The organism is Streptomyces sp. NPDC016459 (assembly GCF_040632845.1).
Classification (GTDB): domain Bacteria; phylum Actinomycetota; class Actinomycetes; order Streptomycetales; family Streptomycetaceae; genus Streptomyces.
On record NZ_JBEYCR010000011.1, the window covers coordinates 17903 to 34553 of the forward strand.

A 16651-nucleotide genomic window follows, 5' to 3' on the forward strand; every position below is an offset into this window, starting at 1 on the left:
CCGCCGCGCGAGGGAGAGGTGACAGAGTCGTGGGCTCTGGTGCGGGCAGTGCGTTCGGTGCTGAGATCGGCCCATGGAACTCACCAGGCGGTTCGACGGATACGGAGTACTGGTCACGGGCGCGGCGCGCGGCATCGGCGCGGCCACCGCCCGGCGCCTCGCGGCGGAGGGTGCCAGGGTCCTGGTCACGGACCTCGACGAGGAGGAGGCCGGGAAGACGGCGGCGGACATCCCCGGTGCGGTCGCCCTGCGCTGCGACGTCGCCGACCTGTCCTCGGTGGAGGCGGCGGTCGCGTACGCCGTGGAGGCCTTCGGCGGCCTGGACGTCCTCGTCAACAACGCCCTCGGGCCCGTCGCGCCCGACCGCGACCGCTTCGAGGACGAGCCGGACGACGCCTGGGCCGCCCAGCACGACGTCACCTTCATGGGCGCCGTCCGCTGTGCCCGCGCGGCGCTCCCGCACCTGGCGGCGGCCGGCGGGCGCGGGGCGATCGTCACCATCGGCTCGGTCAACGCCGAGGTGGACTTCGGCGGCCACGCCTACAGCGCGGCGAAGGCGGGCCTGGCCTCCCTGACCCGCACCCTGGCGGGCGACGCGGCGCCGCGCGGGGTCCGGGTGAACCAGATCAACCCGGGCACGATCGCGACCCGGGCGTGGGCGGGCAGGGAAGCCGAACTCGCCGCCCTCGCCGACCGCGTCTACCCCCTGGGCCGCGTCGGCACCCCCGAGGACGTGGCCGCCGCCGTCGCGTTCCTCGCCTCGGCGGACGCGTCCTGGATCACGGGCACGGTCCTGCGCGTGGACGGCGGCCTGCTCGCGGTGAACACCCACTTCGCGGAGGTCCTGGACGACGGGGCCCCGTAGGGCCTGTCCGACGCGCCGCGAGGAGCTGTGGGGTTCGGGCGATTCGGGCGGCTCGCGGTCAGAGCTGGATCAGGGAGTCCTTGTAGTAGACCGAAGCCTTGCGCTGCCCCGGCGTCTCTCCCGAGGCGAAGCCCATGCACAGGCGGAAGACGTCGGGCTGGGACGGCTGGGGGATCTGGATGGCCAGGCCCTCGGGCTCGCGGAACGGCAGGGTGTAGCCGGCCTTGGAGTGGAAGGTGGTGACGACGGCCCCGGTGTTCAGGTCGACCGAGGTCAGGTGGGTGTTGCCCTCGCCCGGCGGGGAGATGACGATGTTGGGCGTCGACGCGTTGCCGTCGTGGTCCTGGGTGTAGCCGTACGAGTTGCCGTGCAGCATGTACAGGTACTGCCCGGCCGCCGCGTAGCCCTGGAACGACGGCTTGCCGTAGCGGTTGCGGTCGATCGAGATGGCGGGCTCGGCGATCTCCGCCAGGGGGGTGCTGAAGTCCCCCGCGCGGGCCTGGGTCAGGTCGTAGACGCGGTAACGCATCCCGTTCAGGCTGTACCGGACCACAAGGCGGTTGTTGACCGGGTCGATGCTCGCGGTGTTGTTCACGCTGCCCGGGACGGGGGTGAACTTCTGGAGCGACGTGCTGGTGGCGTCCAGCGGGGTGCTGGAGGAGACGAACTTGAAGCGGCACAGGCGCCGGCCCCGGCTCGTCCCGTCCTCGACGTCCTGGACGGCGTCGGTCTCGGTCCACAGGTAGGTGCTGGTGCCGGACGGCTCGACGCCGATGCCGACGCCGTGCCCGAAGCCGCGCAGGTACATGTAGCCCGTGATCCGGCCGGTGCCGTCGCCGTCCGCCGCGTCGGCGCCGAGCGTCCACTCGGTGATCGCGAGGTCGCCGTGCAGATCGCGCGTGGCACCGGAGAGAGGCGCCGACTCCCCCTTCAGCTGACGGCCGCCTCCGATGAGCTGGGCGTAGTAGAGCCGACGGTTGACGTTGTCGAACCCTATGGACTGGATGACGGTCCCCTCCTGCAGAGTCACCTCGCGGAAGTAGGCCGGCCCGGTGTTGCCCTCGACCCTGATCAGCGGGGACGCCGGCAGGCTGCCCGCCGCGTGCGCGGACCCAGCGGTCGCCCCGATACCCGCGAAGGAGAGCGCGGCCACGCCGCCCAAGGAGAGGAAGTTGCGTCGGTTCAGCTGAATGTCGTTCATATTCCTACCTCTGTTTACCGTTTGACGAAACAGAAGCATCCTCGCAGGCGGGTCGAAGGGCTACGCACCGGCCCGGGGTGGTCGCCGGGGGGTCGGCGTAACCGGGCCCGCCCAGTGGGTGCGTCGAGCGCGGGGACTTCTGGAGAGGGTGGTGCTGCGAGGGGCCATGGGGGGGGGTGGGGCAGAGGCCCATACGCACCACGACGAGGCACCCGAGTTCCCTCAGTCCGAGACGAGCCGCCCGGTGTACCCCCGGTCCCGGAGCCGCTCGTACGCGGAGGCGACGGGCACGGGGACCTCTTGTTCGACCATGAAGCCGAGCGCCGGGTAGACGATGAGCCGCTGTACGGCGCCGACAAGCATGTCGAGCACGAGACGGCCGTCACCGATCGAGTCCACGTACGCGGCGAGTGTCATGCGGGAGGAAGCGCACACGACATCGACCTCCGGCCACAGCTTGCGGAGGGTCGCGTACGCCCGCCGCTCCTCGTACGGCTTGCTGACGAGCAGCACGGAGGAGACGCTGACCCGCTGCTCGGCGAGCAGCTCCCGCGAGAACCGGATGTTCTCCCCGGTGTTACGGGCCCGAGGCTCGACGAGCACCGCACCCCCGGGCACCCCCAACTCCAGTGCCCGCTCACGGTAGTGCTCGGCCTCGCCCCGTGGCATCCGCTCCCGAGTGGTCCGACTGGTGGCCCCGGTGAAGACGAGCAGCGGCACGAGCCCGCGCCGGTAAAGCCCGACGGCCACGTCGGCGACCCCGAGATCGTGACTCCCGAGCCCGATCGCCACGGAGCAGGGGCGGGGTTCGTGCCCCATCTGCTGGAAGTCCCAGAGCAGCCGGGCATCGGCCCAGTCCTGAGGGGTGATCACGGGGGTGTCTCCTGGTCGGTGCCGGAAGTCTGCCACGGCCATCGGCCCCGCGGCCGCTTCGAGCGTCAACCCGTCACGGGGACGCGGTGTTCAGGGGTGTCCAGCCATCGAGTCTCACCCGTGGCGGTCACGGTCAGCCCGAACCGCTCGGGCCCGGGGCGACTGTGCCACGTCCACCACGCGTAGGCCGCTTGCACCTCGTCCCACAGGCGTCGGGGGCCGTGCTGCCAGACCGTGAACCGGTCGTCCGACGTTCCGTCCCAGTCCACGGCCGCCCAGGACGTCGCATCGGTCGTCGCGACCCACAGGCGAGTTTTCACGCCGTCCACATCGGGGTCCTCGTGCCACGTGCGCCACACGTCGCGGAGCTGGAGCCCCAAAGCGAACTGCGCGTCGACGTCGTCCCCTGCCACGTCCCATGGCGACAGAGCCGTAGTCGATTCGTCGGGCAGGTGGTCCTCGCGGACCACGTCCCGGAAGATCCGTAGGGCGGTGCGCTGGTTCCTCATGAGCATGAAGGCGGAGTGCGGCGAGAACCGCCCCTCCGCCCTTCCGGTGTCGTCCACGGTCATGCGCAGCAGGCCGTAGCAGAACCAGGGGGAGTCCCACGGGGTGAGGATGACGCCGCCGGGACGGACCTGTTCGAGCCACGAACGGGAGATGGACCGTACGGAGCACGTCCCCACCAAACGGTCATACGGGGCGCTGTCCGCATGGCCCATGGAGCCGTCGCCGACGACCACTTCCGCTCTCAGCCCCTCCTTCCACAGACGGTCCTTGGCTCTGGCCGCCAGCGTCGGGTCCACTTCGATGGTCGTCACGTTCTCCGGGCCGGCGACATAGGACAGGAGCCCCGCGTTCCAGCCCGTTCCGGTGCCGATCTCCAGGACCCTGTGACCCTCGCCCACGTCCGCCATGTGCAGCATCCGGAACACGATGCTCGGTGCGCTCGCGGACGACGAAGCCCAGCGTTCGCCGTCTCCGGGGTCCTGCCCGTCGTTGACCTGCGACACGACGCTGTCGTTGGCGTAGACCGCCCGTAGCCAGGCCTTCGGGTCGTCAGCGCGGTCACACGCCTCCAGCTCGTCACCCAGATAGATGCGGTCGGGTACGTACACGGAGCGGGGAACGCCCCATGCCGCCCGCTCCCACTCCGGTCTCATGGACGCTCCCAGGTCGCCGGCGACCGCGCTGAGCAACTCACGGATGGCGATTCGCTCGACCGCTTCGAGATCCGTCGTCACTCGCGCTAGTCCTTCTTGTGCTTCGGCGGGTCCTTCGGCTTGGCCGTGTCACTCGACGGCTTGGCCGTCCCCGGGTCCTTCGGCCCGGAGTGCTGCCCTCCGCCTCCGCCTCCGCCCTTGCCCGTTCCCCAACCCATCGTGCTCTCCTCTCGGGTGATGTTCCTGTGAATCCGGCCTGGTGGTCGATCCACCTTCGCCTCGCGGACACCGGGGTACTCACGGCTGCCCATGTCGCACACACGCGCTGTGCCGGTAGACCACGAGCGTGCGCCCCGACGCGCGCACCAGCGAGCCCCGCCGTACGGGCTCAAGCGACTTGATCGCTTTCCTGCACACGGGGCATGTCTCGCCCGCTGGTGCGTACGTGCCGTACTCGTCGCTGTTCGCGTCAGTGTCGCTCGCGCCGGCCATGGGGGCTGTTCCCTTCGTGTTGGTGGTGCACGTCGACGCTAGGAGGTCGCCCTTCGGGGGGACTACGAACTTGCATGAGTTTGCATGCCAATTACTCTGTACGGACGCGCCATTGACGTCATTACCGCTGCTCAGTGATGCTCGTGCAAGCCCGAGCAAGCGCCTAGCCCAGGGAGCCATCCATGGCTGTAAAGTTCGTCGGCATCGACCCCAACACCGATCGTGACCACTGCCCGACGGTGTGGGCGGACGCCGAAGCTCAGGAGATCTTGTTTCAGGGATGGAAGCCGAGCGCGGAGACTCAGGCCCACTGCGAGGCCGCCAGCCCCGCAAACGGGCCGGTCCCTGACAGCGAGGCCATCGTCAGGATTCCGGCCCGCATGATTCCGATGATCAGGGAGGCATGTGATGCCGTCGAACGTGCCCAGCTTCGCTGAACTGCTTGGCCGGTGCGAGCGGTCCGCCGTTCATCTGGAGCTGCGGGACTCGTACGCTCCCACCGACCGCTTTGAAGCGTGGAGGCGCGGTGAGCGCATCAACTGGAGCGATCGGGCGTCCTGGTGGCACCCGTACGATCAGTTGATCAGCGAAACGGTGGCCCGGGGTGTGTCGATCCGCCGGGCTCGGATTGTCTCCGAGCCTGTGACGGAGTACATCCGGTGGGAGCACTACGTCACCCACGCCAACGTCACGGCTGGTGAGGAAGTCCGTTGGCTACCCCGACGACAGGCCACGAGCATTCCCCTGCCCGGAAACGACTTCTGGCTGTTCGACGACACGCTTCTTCGGGTGCACCACTTCTCCGGTGACGGCGTGGTGGTCGAGGATGAGATCACCGAGGCCCCCGAGACCGTGAAGCTGTGCACCACCGCCTTCGAAGCGGTCTGGCGACGAGGGGTCCCGCACCACCTGTACGAGGTCTGACGAAAGCCGGCTCCATGCCCCCACATCCCTCTTCGAGCGTTCAGAGAGCTCGCGAGGAACTCGCAGGACGACTGCGCGCGATCCGCAGAGAGGCGGGGCTCACTGGGCGGGAGTTGGCTGTCAGGTGCGGCTGGTCGGAGTCGAAGTCGTCCCGGATCGAGAACGCCAAGACACCGCCTGCCGACTCGGACATCCGAGCGTGGTGCCGAGCCTGTGACGCCGACGACCGGGTGCCCGACCTGGTCGCGGCGAACAGGCAGTCCGTCAGCGCGCACGTGCAGTGGAGAAGCCTCCAACGCAGCGGATTGCGGCGCGTACAAGAGTCCACGGAGAGCCTTTATCAGCGCACCCGTGTGTTCCGGGTGTACGTGTCCGACGTCATCCCGGGGTTCCTCCAGACGCCGGGATACGCCTCCGCGTTGCTGTCCTCGATCGCCGAGTTCAGGGGTACCCCGAATGATGTGAGCGATGCCGTGGCAGCCCGCATACGGCGAAATTCGGTCCTGAACAACGGAGCGCACCGGTTCTCGTTCGTCCTGGAGGAATCGGTCCTGCGGTACCGACTGTGCGGCGCTGAGACCATGGCAGCACAGCTGGGCCACCTGCTCGGGGTCATGGATCTTCAGAACGTCGCCCTGGGAATCGTCCCGTTCTCGGGGCAGCGGACCGTGTGGCCCATGCCGACGTTCACGATCTTCGACAGTTCGAGGGTCCACGCGGACACACTCGATGCGGCTTCCACACTCACGCAGCCCAGCCAGGTGGAGCTGTACACCCGAGCCTTTGAAGGGCTCTCCCAAGAAGCTGTACGAGGAGCTGCCGCACGCGCGCTCGTAGCGAGTGCCTTGGCGTCGTTGGACTGAGCGCGGGCGCTCCCGGAGGTGCCCCCCGTGGCCCAGCGCCCGCTCGCGTCCAGGGACGCCCTACAACTGCTCGGCCCGCACGGCGCCGATGAACGAACCCCAGGCGTCCGCCTCGAAGAAAAGACGAGGCCCGGCGGGGGCCTTGCTGTCACGGATGGGCACGGTGCCCGGGCGGTCGTCCCCGACCTCGACACACTGCCCGTTGCCGCTGCTGTAGCTGCTGCTTCGCCACGTGGGCTCGACGGCGTCCTGCAATTCCCACACCTTCTCTCAGTCTTGTGATTCCGCAAGCCTAGTCAGCAGGTCGGCGCTGTCGCTCGGACCGAGTGCCACCGCCTGGAGGTGCTCGAACATCGATTTGTAGCGCCGGATCTCAGCTTCCGATTCCAGGAACAGGTCACCGGCGGGTGTATCGAGGTAGACGAGCTCGGGGTCGTCCGCGTCCGGAAAGTCCATGTGGACGAAGCTGCCGGTCATGCCGACGTGTGCGCCTTTCTCGAACGGGATCACCTGGAACGTGACGTGGGGTTCCGACATGAGGCCCAGCAGGTGGCGTACCTGGCCTCGCATGACGTCACCCCCGCCGACCCGGCGTCTCAGGGCGGCCTCGTCCACGATCGCCCAGAGTTGCAGCGGGTCCTGCTTGGTGAGCACGGCCTGTCGCTCCATGCGCGCCTGAACGCGCTGTGCGATCTCCTTCTGGCTGGCCATCGGCAGGACGCCCCTGACGACTTCCGAGGCGTAGCGCTCGGTCTGCGCGAGCCCAGGAATGAACAGCGACTCGTAATTGCGGACCGTACGCGCTTCCGCTTCGAAGCCGATGTACGAGGTGTACTCCTCAGGCAATTCCGAATGGTACGGCCGCAGCCAACCCTGGTCGTTCGAGCCGCTCTGTAGCGCCAACAGGTCGGCCCGCTGGTTCGGGTTGGCCTGGTAGATGTCCAGCAAACTGACAAGAGTCCGCTTTTGAGGCCGGGTTCGTGACCGCTCAATGCGGTAGAGCGTCGCCTCGTTGATCCCGGTCCGCTCGGTGACGTCCTCGCGTGTGAGCCCGGTCTCGGCGCGCAGTTTTCTCAACTCGGCGGCGAGACGCCGCAATCTGACGGTCGGCGGGCGTGGTCGCTTGTCCGACACGGTGCGGTCCCTTCTCTGCCGGGCTGGTATCCGCGAGTGTGCGTGGTCCCGCGTCGACGCTCAAGTCGATTCGAACGTCAACAGGTATTTTGCAAGGCTTGCATTAGCCAGGGATGCACGGGCATGCTGTGGCCCTGATCACTCACTGTTGCCACTCGGTGACATGTGGGTGATTTCGTCGGCCTGTGCGTAAACAAGAGACCCCCGCGACCGTGCAACCGGTCCGGGGGCGTGGTCAACGCTTACAGAAGGAGCGTCAACATGAGTAACCCTATCGTCCGCCTTGTCGGGCTGGTCTTGCGGCTGTTACTGCCACCGTCCGGGCGGCGCCGCCTGTGTGGGGCCCCGCCCCCGCCCGTAGCGCCCATCCGTAGCTGCCCCGCACCCACGGCAACCACCCCCTGCCGCACCCGCGTCCCCCTCCTCCGAGGCGAGGACAGCCGGCTCGTCCGTCCCTACCTGGACGACCCCCACGAGGCCGCCCGGCAAGAGGGCCGGGCGCAGCGGCAGCGGCGGCGGGCGCTGTGGCTCGCCGTGCATGGCGTCGACGTGGGACCGCGCCTGATCCACGGCGTGGAGGTGGCCTGATGGAGGCCGTACCCACGAACCCCCGAGGCGACGGAACCGTCGTGCTGCGCTGGGGGCAGGCCGCCAGGAGTGTGCCGCTCGCCCGGCGGGAGCTGCGCCGGGTACTGGAACGGTGGGAGTGGTGCGCGGTCGAGGGCGCCGCCTCGCTCGTGCTCTCGGAGCTGCTGACCAACGCCGTACGGCACGGCCGGGTACCCGGTCGCGAGATCGAGACGCACTTCGCCCGCGTGCCGGGCGCCCTCCGCATCGAGGTCCACGACGCTTCCGAGCGACGGCCGTTGATGGCCCTTCCGGTCGACGGCGCCGACGGCGGCTGGGGGCTCCCGCTGGTCGACACCCTCGCCGCGAAGTGGGGCATCGACGACCGGCACGGGCCCGGCAAGCTGGTGTGGGCCGAGCTGTCCGTGGGTGGCGGTGAGCCGTGGTGACCGGTACCTACCGCCCGGCCCTCCCGCGACCCCGCCTCTGGGTACTGCGCGAAGACCGCACGAGCAGCGGCCCGATCACCGAGGCCGAGTGCACGACGTGCATGGACGGTTCGGGCGCGGCGGACGACGGAGGCGGCCCCGCCGTCTGGTGCCTCGCCCACGTCCAGGCGACCGGCCACACCGGCTTCCGCCGTATCCGTACGGACTTCTTCCGCGCCTCGTGCGACGGTCAGAGAGGAGTGGGGCCCGCCGGTTCCTGACAGACGGATCGCCGTGCCCCCCTGCCGTGAGGCACGGCCGGTTCACCCCGCGTGCAGCATCAGCCCGATGCCCACCACCATCAGGCCCGCCGCCGCCATCCTCGGGGTGCCGAAGCGTTCCTTGAAGAAGAGGGCGCCGATGGCCGCGCCCACGATGATCGAGGACTCGCGGAGGGCGGCGATCGGGGCCAGCGGCGCCTTCGTCTGGGCCCACAGGACGAGGGCGTACGCCGTGACCGAGAGGGCCGCGCCGAGGAGGCCGCGCTTCGCGTACGGGCGGAGTTGGGGGAGGAGAGCGCCGCGGCGGGTCCAGACGGCGTACGCGGGGATCACCAGGCCCTCCAGGATCATCAGCCACGCGACGTAGCCGAGCGGGGTGCCGGAGGCGCGGACCCCCACGCCGTCGACGACCGTGTACAGCGCGATCGACAGGCCCGTCGCCCCCGCCGCGAGCAGCGCCGGCCAGTGCGGGCGTGCGCCCTTGCCCCGGATGCCCCACAGGGCCAGACCCGTCAGGCCCACGCACGCCACCGCCACCCCGAGCAGCTGCCGGCCGTCCGGCACCTCGTGGAGCAGGACCGCCGCGAGCACGGTCACGACCAGCGGTGCCGTACCCCGGGCGATCGGATACATCTGACCGAAGTCCCCGAGCGTGAACGAGCGCATCAGCAGGGCTTGGTAGCCGACGTGGAGGAGCGCGGAGGCGATCAGGTACGGCCACGCCCCCGCCGCCGGGAGCGGTACGAAGAAGGCAGTGGCCAGGCCGATCAGGGCGCCGCCGCCGGTTATCAGGGTGAAGGAGAGCAGCTGATCCTTCATGTGGTGCGCGATGGCGTTCCAGCCGGCATGGGTCACGGCGGCGATCAGGACCGCCAGGGTGACGAGCGGCGTCACGCCGACGGCTCGCGTACGTCCACCAAAGTCCCGCCCGCGTGTGCCACCAGCGACTTCGGGTCCATCGCGAAGACCGTGTGCGGGGTTCCCGCCGCCGCCCACACCACGTCGTGGTCGAGGATGCCCCGGTCGGCGAGGACCCGGGTCCGCGTCCGGTGCCCGAACGGCGGGACGCCCCCGATCGCGTACCCCGTGGCCTCCCGTACCGCTTTCGCGTCGGCCCGGGTGACCTTCGCCGCGCACAGCTCCCACCGCACCCGCTCGACGTCCACCCGCGAGGCGCCGTCCATCAGGACGAGGACGGGCACCCCGTCGGCGGCGAAGATCAGCGACTTCACGATCTCGGAGACCTGGCAGCCGATGGCCTCGGCGGCCTGCTGGGCGGTGCGGGTCTCGTCCGGGAAGCGGCGGATCTCCACGTCCAGGCCCAGCTCCTGGAGGGCGGCGGCGAACTGAGGGTGCGCGGGGGAGGTGCCGTCTGCGGTCATGGCCCGCACGCTAGCGGTCCGTGTACGGGGCACGCGACCGGGTTCCGGACCCCGGACACCCCCCGCCGGGGTGGGTCACCCCGCCTTCAGGACCTTCGCGACCACCGGGCCCGCAGCGTCGCCACCGTGGCCGCCCTCCTCGACGACCGCCGCCGCCGCGAGGTCACCCGAGTAGCCGGTGAACCAGCTGTTGGAGGTGGCCTGGCCGTCCACCTCGGCGGAGCCCGTCTTGGCGCCCTTCGGGGAGGGGACGCCGGCCATCGCCTCGGCGCCGGTGCCGTTCGTCGCCGTCGCCTTCATCATCCCGCGCAGCCCCGAGGCGACATCGGGGGAGAGGCGGCCGGCCGTCGCGAACTCCCGTTCGTCGAGGCTCTTCGCCACCAGGTACGGCTGGAGGAAGCCGCCGTTCTTCGCGGTCGCGGAGAGCGAGGCGACGTTCAGGGCGCTCATCGTGATCCTGCCCTGGCCGATGTACGAGGCGGGCGTCTCGCTCCCGGCCGACTCGGGGACGCTGCCGTCCGCCGCCGGGACGCCCACCTGCCAGTTGAGGCCGATGCCGAAGGAGTCGCGGGCGGTCTTTCCGAGGACGGTGTCCGCGATCTTCTTGTCGGCGAGGGGGCTGATCGCCTTGATGAAGGCGGTGTTGCAGGAGCGGCGGAACGCGTCGGAGAGGGTGCCGTCGGCGATGCTGAACCTGTCGAGGTTCTGGAAGGTCTGACTTCTCGACACGACATCGGCGGGACACTCGACCCGGTCGCCGGGCGTCGCCACCCCCTGTTGCATCATCATCGCCGCCGTCACGATCTTCATCGTGGAGCCCGGGGCCTGCTTGCCCAGGAACGCCGTGTTGAAGCCGCCCGCCGGGCTGTTCGCGACCGCCCGTATCGCGCCCGTCGACGGTTCGATCGCCGCCACCGCCGCCTTCCCGTACGCCTTGACCGCCTTCTCGGCCGCCGCCTGGACCACCGGGTCGATGGTGGTCTTCAGGGTGCCCGGCCTGCCCTTCCGCAGGACCAGGACCGTGGTGCCGGGGACGGTCTCGCTGCCCGAGTCGATCCATGTCTCGATGCCGGCCGTGCCGCCGGTCTTCGCCCCGTACCGCGTGCGCAGGTCGGCGACGATCGGCGCGAGGGAGGGGTACTTCTCCACCGACAGCTCGTCGCCGTTCCGGTCGAGGGCCTTCACGGACGGGGCCTTCGCCTCGCCCGTACGCAGGGTCCCGGCGGTGGTCAGCTTCGGGTGGAGCACGGACGGCGCCCACTTCACCAGGGGGCGGCCGGTGGTCTGCCCCCGGACGACGGTCAGCTCGGAGGCGTACGACCAGGGCTTCGACACGCCCTCGTACGTGATCGTCGCCTTCACCGTGAACGGCACCTTCGGCCCGACGGCCGGCCCCGGCGTGATGACCGCCTCCGTGACCGCCGCGCCCTCCCGGTAGGCCGCCACGGCGGGCCCCGCCGTGACCGGGTCGTTCGTCAGCTGCCCGGCCTTCTCCGGCTCCCCGGCGGCCCAGGCGGCCAGGAAGTCCCGCGCGGTGGCGGTGACCTCCTCGCCGGTGACCGGTCCCGTCCTCGGCGCGTCCTCCGACCGGACCCCCACGGTCTGGTCCCCGCCCGTGACGCCGTTCCACAGGTTGTAGCCCCCGTAGCCGACGCCGCCCGCCACGACGACGAACACGCCCCCGACCACCGCGACCTTGGCTCCACTGCGCATGACTGCGTTCCCCTCCCCAGGTGGCCGTCCAGTCAAGCAGCGGCCCTTCTGTGTGTCGAGCAACTATCGGCACATCCGTCACGTGGGTGGGAGGGGACGTCCGGGACGGTCAGACGGACACCGGCTCCAGGCCGGAACCGTCGAAGGGCGGGTAGTGCTCGCCGCTCGTGCGCTCGGCCGCGTCGATGTACACGGCGAGAGCGGCGCGCGACCGTGCCAGCTCCTCCATCCGGTCGTCCAGCCGCCGCATCCGCGACCGCATCGCGGTCAGCAGCTCCGGGCACCCGAGCAGCTCCGGCGTCTCCCCGACCGCGCAGGGCAGCAGGTACGCGATGTCCTCGGAGGACGGTCCCGCGCCGAGGAGGTGCCGGATCTGCCGCACCCGCAGCTCGGCGCCCTCGTCGTACTCGCGGTAGCCGTTCGCGCCGCGCTCGGCGTCGAGGAGGCCCTGGGCCTCGTAGTAGCGCAGCTGATGCGTGTGCACGCCCGTCCGGCGGCTCAGCTCTCCGATCCGCATCGAAGTTCCCCCTTTGACTTTCTTGACCTTCACACCGTTATCAACGTCGACGATGCCGTCATGACCGACAACAACACCACCGCATCCGCTACTCCCGTCACCGTCCTGGGACTTGGCCTGATGGGCCAGGCACTCGCCGACGCGTTCCTGAGGGCCGGCCACCCCACCACCGTCTGGAACCGCACCGCGTCCAAGGCGGACCGGCTGGTCGCGGGCGGCGCCCGGCTGGCCCCGACGGTCGCCGACGCGGTCCGCGCGGGTTCTCTGACGATCGTCTGCGTCACCGACTACGCCGCCGTGCGCGATCTGCTCGGCGCGAGCGACGTCGACCTCGACGGTACGACGCTGGTCAACCTGACCTCGGGCGACTCGGCCCAGGCCCGGGAGACCGCCCGCTGGGCCGGGGAGCGCGGCGCCCGCTACCTGGACGGCGCCATCATGGCCGTACCGCCCGTGATCGGGACAGCAGAGGCGATCATCCTGCACAGCGGGCCGCGGTCCGTCTTCGAGGAGTACGCGTCCACGCTCGGCGCGCTCGGCACCGTCACCCACCTCGGGGAGGACCACGGGCTCGCGTCCCTGTACGACGTCGCGGGACTCGCCATGATGTGGGGCGTCCTCAACGCCTGGCTCCAGGGCACCGCCCTGCTCAGGACGGCCGGCGTCGACGCGGCGACGTACGCGCCGTTCGCCCGGCAGATCGCCGCCGTGGTGGCCGAATGGCTGCCCGGGTACGCCGAGCAGATCGACCGAGGCTCCTTCCCGGCCGAGGTGTCCGCCCTGGAGACCGACGCGCGGGCGATGACCCACCTCATCGAGGAGAGCGAGGCGGTCGGGGTCAACGCGGAGCTGCCGAAGCTGTTCAAGGCGATGGCCGACCGGGCGATCGCCGCGGGGCACGGCGGGGAGCAGTACCCCGTCCTGATCCAGGAGTTCACCAAGCCCGCCGACGCCTGACCGCTGAGGCCGACGTCTGAGGACGGGACCAGGCGGCCGACGCCTGATCGCTGTCTCCATAAGAGCGCCGGTGCCGGGATCAGCACCAGCGCCGGGACCAGCACCAACGCCGGCACCGATGACGGGGCCGCCTAGGATCTCGTGGCATGGCTCAGACAATCCGTAGACATCTCGCCGTGCTCGGCACGGCCTTCCTGGCACTCGCCTCGTGCCTCGTGGCCGCGGGCCCCGCACAGGCCGCCATGCCCTTCGGGCAGGTCGACGCGGCGACCGTCGCCACGTTCCAGTTGCGGGCCGGGAACTCGTTCGCCGAGAACGACGCGGCCATCAAGGCCGTCGAGTCCCAGGGGGCCGTGACCGTCCGCAACGCCACCCAGGTCCTCACCTCCGGCGGGCGCACCGGAAGCAACGGCCTGTGCCACGCCACCGGCCTCTCCGCATCCCTCAACCCCGGCGGCTTCTGCTGGGACAAGGGCGACGACACCTCCAACTCGTACACGGACGCCGGTGGCTGGACCCCGCAGGGCCTGACCGGTTCTCATGACGCCCAGCCCGACGGCAAGGTGGACGGACGGACCGCCTTCCTGGCGTCCTGGCACTTCAGCCGGGGCATGCAGACCGGCGGCGCCCGCGTCGCCAACGAGTTCAGCCGGGTCAGCCTCGTCAACACCGAGGGCGGGCAGATCCGCTACAACCACCTGCTCCTCGTACGCCCCACCGTCGACGCGAACGGCAAGGGCAGCTTCACCCGCGTCTCCAGCCACAGCGACGGCGTGGTCTGGTACGGCAACAAGGTGTTCGTCGCCAACGGGCGCTGGCTCCAGGTGTACGACCTGCGGCACATCTGGCAGGTCAACTCCAGCACCGAAGCGGTCGGCGTCACCGGCTCGACCTCGTCGGCCCGTTGGAGCAACTACGCGCTGCCGATGATCGGCGAGTACGTCACCACCGCCGACGGCGGCGCCTGCTCGGTCGGCGACGCCGCCGCCACCGCCCCCAAGGACCGGCCCTGCCTCAACTCCCTGAGCCTGGACCGCACCGGCCAGGACGGCCTGGTGTCCGCCGAGTACAAGCCGGGCGCCGCGGGCGGCCGGGTGATCCGCTGGGCCCTCGACGCCGGCACCGCCCTGCCCTACGGGCACGCCACCGTCGCGTACTCCTCCCCGATCTGGGCCATGCAGGGCGCCGCCACCGACGGCACCAGCTGGTTCCTCGCCGGTGACTGCCCCACCGGAGTGGGCGGCGGCTCCGGCGACCCGTCGGGCGCGCGGTACTCCTGCATCCACAAGGCGGCCGCGAACACCGCCCCGCACGTCCTGACGACCTCGCCCGTCTACACCCAGAACCTGGGATACGCACCAGTGACGGGCCGCATCTGGGGTCTCAACGAGCGGATCAACTCGACCGACGGGGTCCGGGTGGTGTTCTCGATCGACAAGGCGTAGGAGAGAAGAGAACCGAGGGGGCGCGACCACCGGTCGCGCCCCCTCGGCGTCTTCACGTGGCTAGACCCACGTGTCCAGCCACATCCGCCCCCGCCACTCGTCTATCGGGATCGGCGTGCCCGTGTAGATCGGCCAGAAGTAGATGAAGTTCCAGACGATCAGCAGGACCAGGCAGCCCGCCGCCACGGCGCCGAACGTGCGGCGTCTCTCCGTCGAGCCCGCCCGGCCGAGCATCGCGCCCAGCATCATCGCCACCGCCAGGCACAGGAAGGGCACGAAGACGACCGCGTAGAAGAGGAAGATCGTGCGTTCCTGGTAGAGGAACCAGGGCACCCAGCCGGCCGCGATGCCGCAGGCGATCGCGCCCGCGCGCCAGTCGCGGCGGAAGGCCCAGCGCCACAGGACGTACAGGATCGCGAAGCAGGCGGCCCACCACAGGAGCGGGGTGCCGAGGGCGAGGACCTCCTGGGCGCACTTCTCCTTCGTGGTGGCCGGGCAGCCCGCGGTGCCGGGGGCGGGGGACTCGTAGAAGTAGGAGACGGGGCGGCCGAGGACGATCCACGACCAGGGGTTCGACTCGTAGGTGTGCGGCGAGGTCAGGCCGACGTGGAAGGTGTACACCTCGGTCTCGTAGTGCCAGAGGCTGCGCAGCCAGTCCGGCAGCCAGCTCCACGTCCCGCCGCCGTCGAGCCTGTCCTGCTTCGCGGCCCAGTCGCGGAAGTACCCCTTGTCGCTGACGATCCAGCCCGTCCACGTCACCAGGTACGTGACGATCGCCACCGGCACCACCGACACGAACGCCGGGACGAGGTCCTTCTTGATCACCGCGAGGTAGGGGCGGACGGCGCCCGCCGTGCGGCGGGCGCCGACGTCCCACAGGACCGTCATCAGGCCGAAGCCGACCATGACGTACAGGCCGTTCCACTTGGTCGCCGCCGCCAGGCCCAGCATCACACCGGCCGCGATCCGCCACGGCCGCCACCCCGCTCGCAGCGACTCCGCGATCTCCGCGTCGGGCCGCAGGACCCCCTCCTCGTCCTCCGGGAGCGCCCCGGCGAGCCGTTTCCGGGTCCGGTCGCGGTCGAGGACGAGGCAGCCGAAGGCGGCGAGGACGAAGAACATCAGCACCTGGTCGAGGAGCGCGGTGCGGCTCATCACGAAGTGCAGCCCGTCGACGGCGAGCAGCAGGCCCGCGAGACAGCCGAGGAACGTCGAGCGGAAGAGACGCCGGCCGATCCGGCACAGCATGAGCACGGACAGGGTGCCGAGCAGCGCCACCATGAAGCGCCAGCCGAACGGCTCGAAGCCGAACATCCTCTCGCCGAGGCCGATCACCCACTTGCCCATCGGCGGGTGGACGACATAGCCGGGGTCCGTCGGCACGAGCACCGAGCCGGGGTCCGCCAGGACGGTCTTGTCGATGTCCTTCGGCCACGAGCCCTCGTACCCCTGGTTGATCAGGGCCCAGGAGTCCTTGGCGTAGTACGTCTCGTCGAATATCACCGCGTTCGGCTTGCCCAGGTTCCAGAACCTCAGCAGCCCGGCGACCGCCGTGACCAGGAGCGGACCGCCCCAGGCCGTCAGCCGCCACAGCCTCTCGGCGCGGTCGGCGCCGATGCCGAGGAGCGAAAGGACACGCTCGGAGGGACGGGTGTACGGGGGGACGAGCCGCTCCCGCAGCCCGATGGGTGCGGCGCTTCCGGCGGGCGGCACATAGCCGAAACGCCGCAGCCGGTGTTGCCACGAAGAGGGCTCTGCCACGGCGTGCCGGCCCTCCAGGGTCTCGGGTGCGGTACTGGTCACCGCGCCATCGTAGGGAACGCGCCTGTGCGCGTCGCCCGTCCGG

19 protein-coding genes are annotated in these 16651 nt (G+C 70.3%); 8 read left to right on the plus strand and 11 right to left on the minus strand.

The window, feature by feature from the left end; all coding sequences use genetic code 11:
• The first annotated feature begins 73 nt into the window (after positions 1–73).
• On the plus strand, positions 74–865 hold the full coding sequence (locus tag ABZ567_RS24110; RefSeq protein WP_360793270.1) for an SDR family oxidoreductase: 792 nt from the start codon (positions 74–76) through the stop codon (positions 863–865).
• A 58-nt stretch (positions 866–923) separates the two neighbouring features.
• Here the strand turns inward: ABZ567_RS24110 and ABZ567_RS24115 are convergent, their stop codons facing one another.
• The 4 genes from ABZ567_RS24115 to ABZ567_RS24130 all read right to left on the minus strand — a co-directional run bounded on the left by ABZ567_RS24115 (position 924) and on the right by ABZ567_RS24130 (position 4320).
• Complete coding sequence (locus ABZ567_RS24115; RefSeq protein ID WP_360793272.1) at positions 924–2066, minus strand: teichoic acid biosynthesis protein C; 1143 nt, start codon at positions 2064–2066, stop codon at positions 924–926.
• A 222-nt stretch (positions 2067–2288) separates the two neighbouring features.
• Positions 2289–2939 (minus strand): YdcF family protein, encoded by a 651-nt coding sequence (locus ABZ567_RS24120; protein ID WP_360793274.1) that lies wholly within the window; start codon positions 2937–2939, stop codon positions 2289–2291.
• A gap of 65 nt (positions 2940–3004) precedes the next feature.
• Positions 3005–4183, minus strand: a complete 1179-nt coding sequence (locus tag ABZ567_RS24125) for a methyltransferase domain-containing protein (RefSeq protein WP_360793276.1) — start codon at positions 4181–4183, stop codon at positions 3005–3007.
• A gap of 5 nt (positions 4184–4188) precedes the next feature.
• The gene (locus ABZ567_RS24130) at positions 4189–4320 is read right to left on the minus strand and encodes a hypothetical protein (protein ID WP_360793278.1); all 132 of its coding nucleotides are present in this window, start codon (positions 4318–4320) and stop codon (positions 4189–4191) included.
• A 456-nt stretch (positions 4321–4776) separates the two neighbouring features.
• Between ABZ567_RS24130 and ABZ567_RS24135 the strand changes: the two genes are divergently transcribed.
• The 3 genes from ABZ567_RS24135 to ABZ567_RS24145 are packed head-to-tail and all read left to right on the plus strand — an operon-like array spanning position 4777 to position 6381.
• A complete protein-coding gene (locus tag ABZ567_RS24135; protein ID WP_360793280.1) occupies positions 4777–5031 on the plus strand; it encodes a hypothetical protein in 255 nt (84 codons plus the stop codon).
• Complete coding sequence (locus tag ABZ567_RS24140) at positions 5003–5518, plus strand: DUF6879 family protein (protein ID WP_360793282.1); 516 nt, start codon at positions 5003–5005, stop codon at positions 5516–5518. The genes ABZ567_RS24135 and ABZ567_RS24140 overlap by 29 nt, the downstream gene beginning before the upstream one ends.
• 14 nt (positions 5519–5532) lie before the next feature.
• Positions 5533–6381 carry a helix-turn-helix transcriptional regulator gene (locus ABZ567_RS24145; protein WP_360793284.1) on the plus strand — a complete coding sequence of 283 codons (849 nt, stop codon included), beginning with the start codon at positions 5533–5535 and terminating at the stop codon, positions 6379–6381.
• Positions 6382–6441: 60 nt separating this feature from the next.
• Here ABZ567_RS24145 and ABZ567_RS24150 read toward each other — a convergent pair whose 3' ends face one another.
• Together ABZ567_RS24150 and ABZ567_RS24155 are read right to left on the minus strand one after the other, a co-directional pair.
• Complete coding sequence (locus tag ABZ567_RS24150) at positions 6442–6645, minus strand: DUF397 domain-containing protein (RefSeq protein WP_360793286.1); 204 nt, start codon at positions 6643–6645, stop codon at positions 6442–6444.
• Between the two features lie 6 nt (positions 6646–6651).
• The gene (locus tag ABZ567_RS24155; protein WP_360793288.1) at positions 6652–7515 is read right to left on the minus strand and encodes a helix-turn-helix transcriptional regulator; all 864 of its coding nucleotides are present in this window, start codon (positions 7513–7515) and stop codon (positions 6652–6654) included.
• A gap of 587 nt (positions 7516–8102) precedes the next feature.
• On the opposite strand from ABZ567_RS24155, the gene ABZ567_RS24160 reads away from it, so the two are divergent.
• Positions 8103–8531 (plus strand): ATP-binding protein, encoded by a 429-nt coding sequence (locus ABZ567_RS24160; RefSeq protein WP_360793290.1) that lies wholly within the window; start codon positions 8103–8105, stop codon positions 8529–8531.
• Entirely contained in the window at positions 8528–8791 is a 264-nt protein-coding gene (locus tag ABZ567_RS24165; RefSeq protein WP_360793292.1) for a hypothetical protein, read from the plus strand. Before ABZ567_RS24160 ends, ABZ567_RS24165 begins: the two co-directional genes overlap by 4 nt.
• A 42-nt stretch (positions 8792–8833) precedes the next feature.
• On the opposite strand, the gene ABZ567_RS24170 is transcribed toward ABZ567_RS24165, so the two are convergent.
• The 4 genes from ABZ567_RS24170 to ABZ567_RS24185 form a co-directional block, all read right to left on the minus strand.
• The gene (locus ABZ567_RS24170; RefSeq protein WP_360793294.1) at positions 8834–9685 is read right to left on the minus strand and encodes an EamA family transporter; all 852 of its coding nucleotides are present in this window, start codon (positions 9683–9685) and stop codon (positions 8834–8836) included.
• A complete protein-coding gene (locus tag ABZ567_RS24175; RefSeq protein WP_360793296.1) occupies positions 9682–10173 on the minus strand; it encodes a YbaK/EbsC family protein in 492 nt (163 codons plus the stop codon). Before ABZ567_RS24175 ends, ABZ567_RS24170 begins: the two co-directional genes overlap by 4 nt.
• A gap of 75 nt (positions 10174–10248) precedes the next feature.
• Complete coding sequence (locus ABZ567_RS24180) at positions 10249–11886, minus strand: penicillin-binding transpeptidase domain-containing protein (RefSeq protein ID WP_360793298.1); 1638 nt, start codon at positions 11884–11886, stop codon at positions 10249–10251.
• A 109-nt stretch (positions 11887–11995) separates the two neighbouring features.
• Entirely contained in the window at positions 11996–12403 is a 408-nt protein-coding gene (locus tag ABZ567_RS24185) for a MerR family transcriptional regulator (protein ID WP_360793300.1), read from the minus strand.
• A gap of 60 nt (positions 12404–12463) precedes the next feature.
• Here ABZ567_RS24185 and ABZ567_RS24190 point away from each other — a divergent pair, with 60 nt between their 5' ends.
• Both ABZ567_RS24190 and ABZ567_RS24195 read left to right on the plus strand, forming a co-directional pair.
• Positions 12464–13360 carry an NAD(P)-binding domain-containing protein gene (locus tag ABZ567_RS24190; protein WP_360793302.1) on the plus strand — a complete coding sequence of 299 codons (897 nt, stop codon included), beginning with the start codon at positions 12464–12466 and terminating at the stop codon, positions 13358–13360.
• 146 nt (positions 13361–13506) lie between these two features.
• Entirely contained in the window at positions 13507–14805 is a 1299-nt protein-coding gene (locus ABZ567_RS24195) for a hypothetical protein (RefSeq protein ID WP_360793304.1), read from the plus strand.
• Positions 14806–14865: 60 nt separating this feature from the next.
• Here ABZ567_RS24195 and ABZ567_RS24200 read toward each other — a convergent pair whose 3' ends face one another.
• Positions 14866–16608, minus strand: a complete 1743-nt coding sequence (locus ABZ567_RS24200) for a phospholipid carrier-dependent glycosyltransferase (protein ID WP_360793306.1) — start codon at positions 16606–16608, stop codon at positions 14866–14868.
• Between the last annotated feature and the right edge of the window lie 43 nt (positions 16609–16651).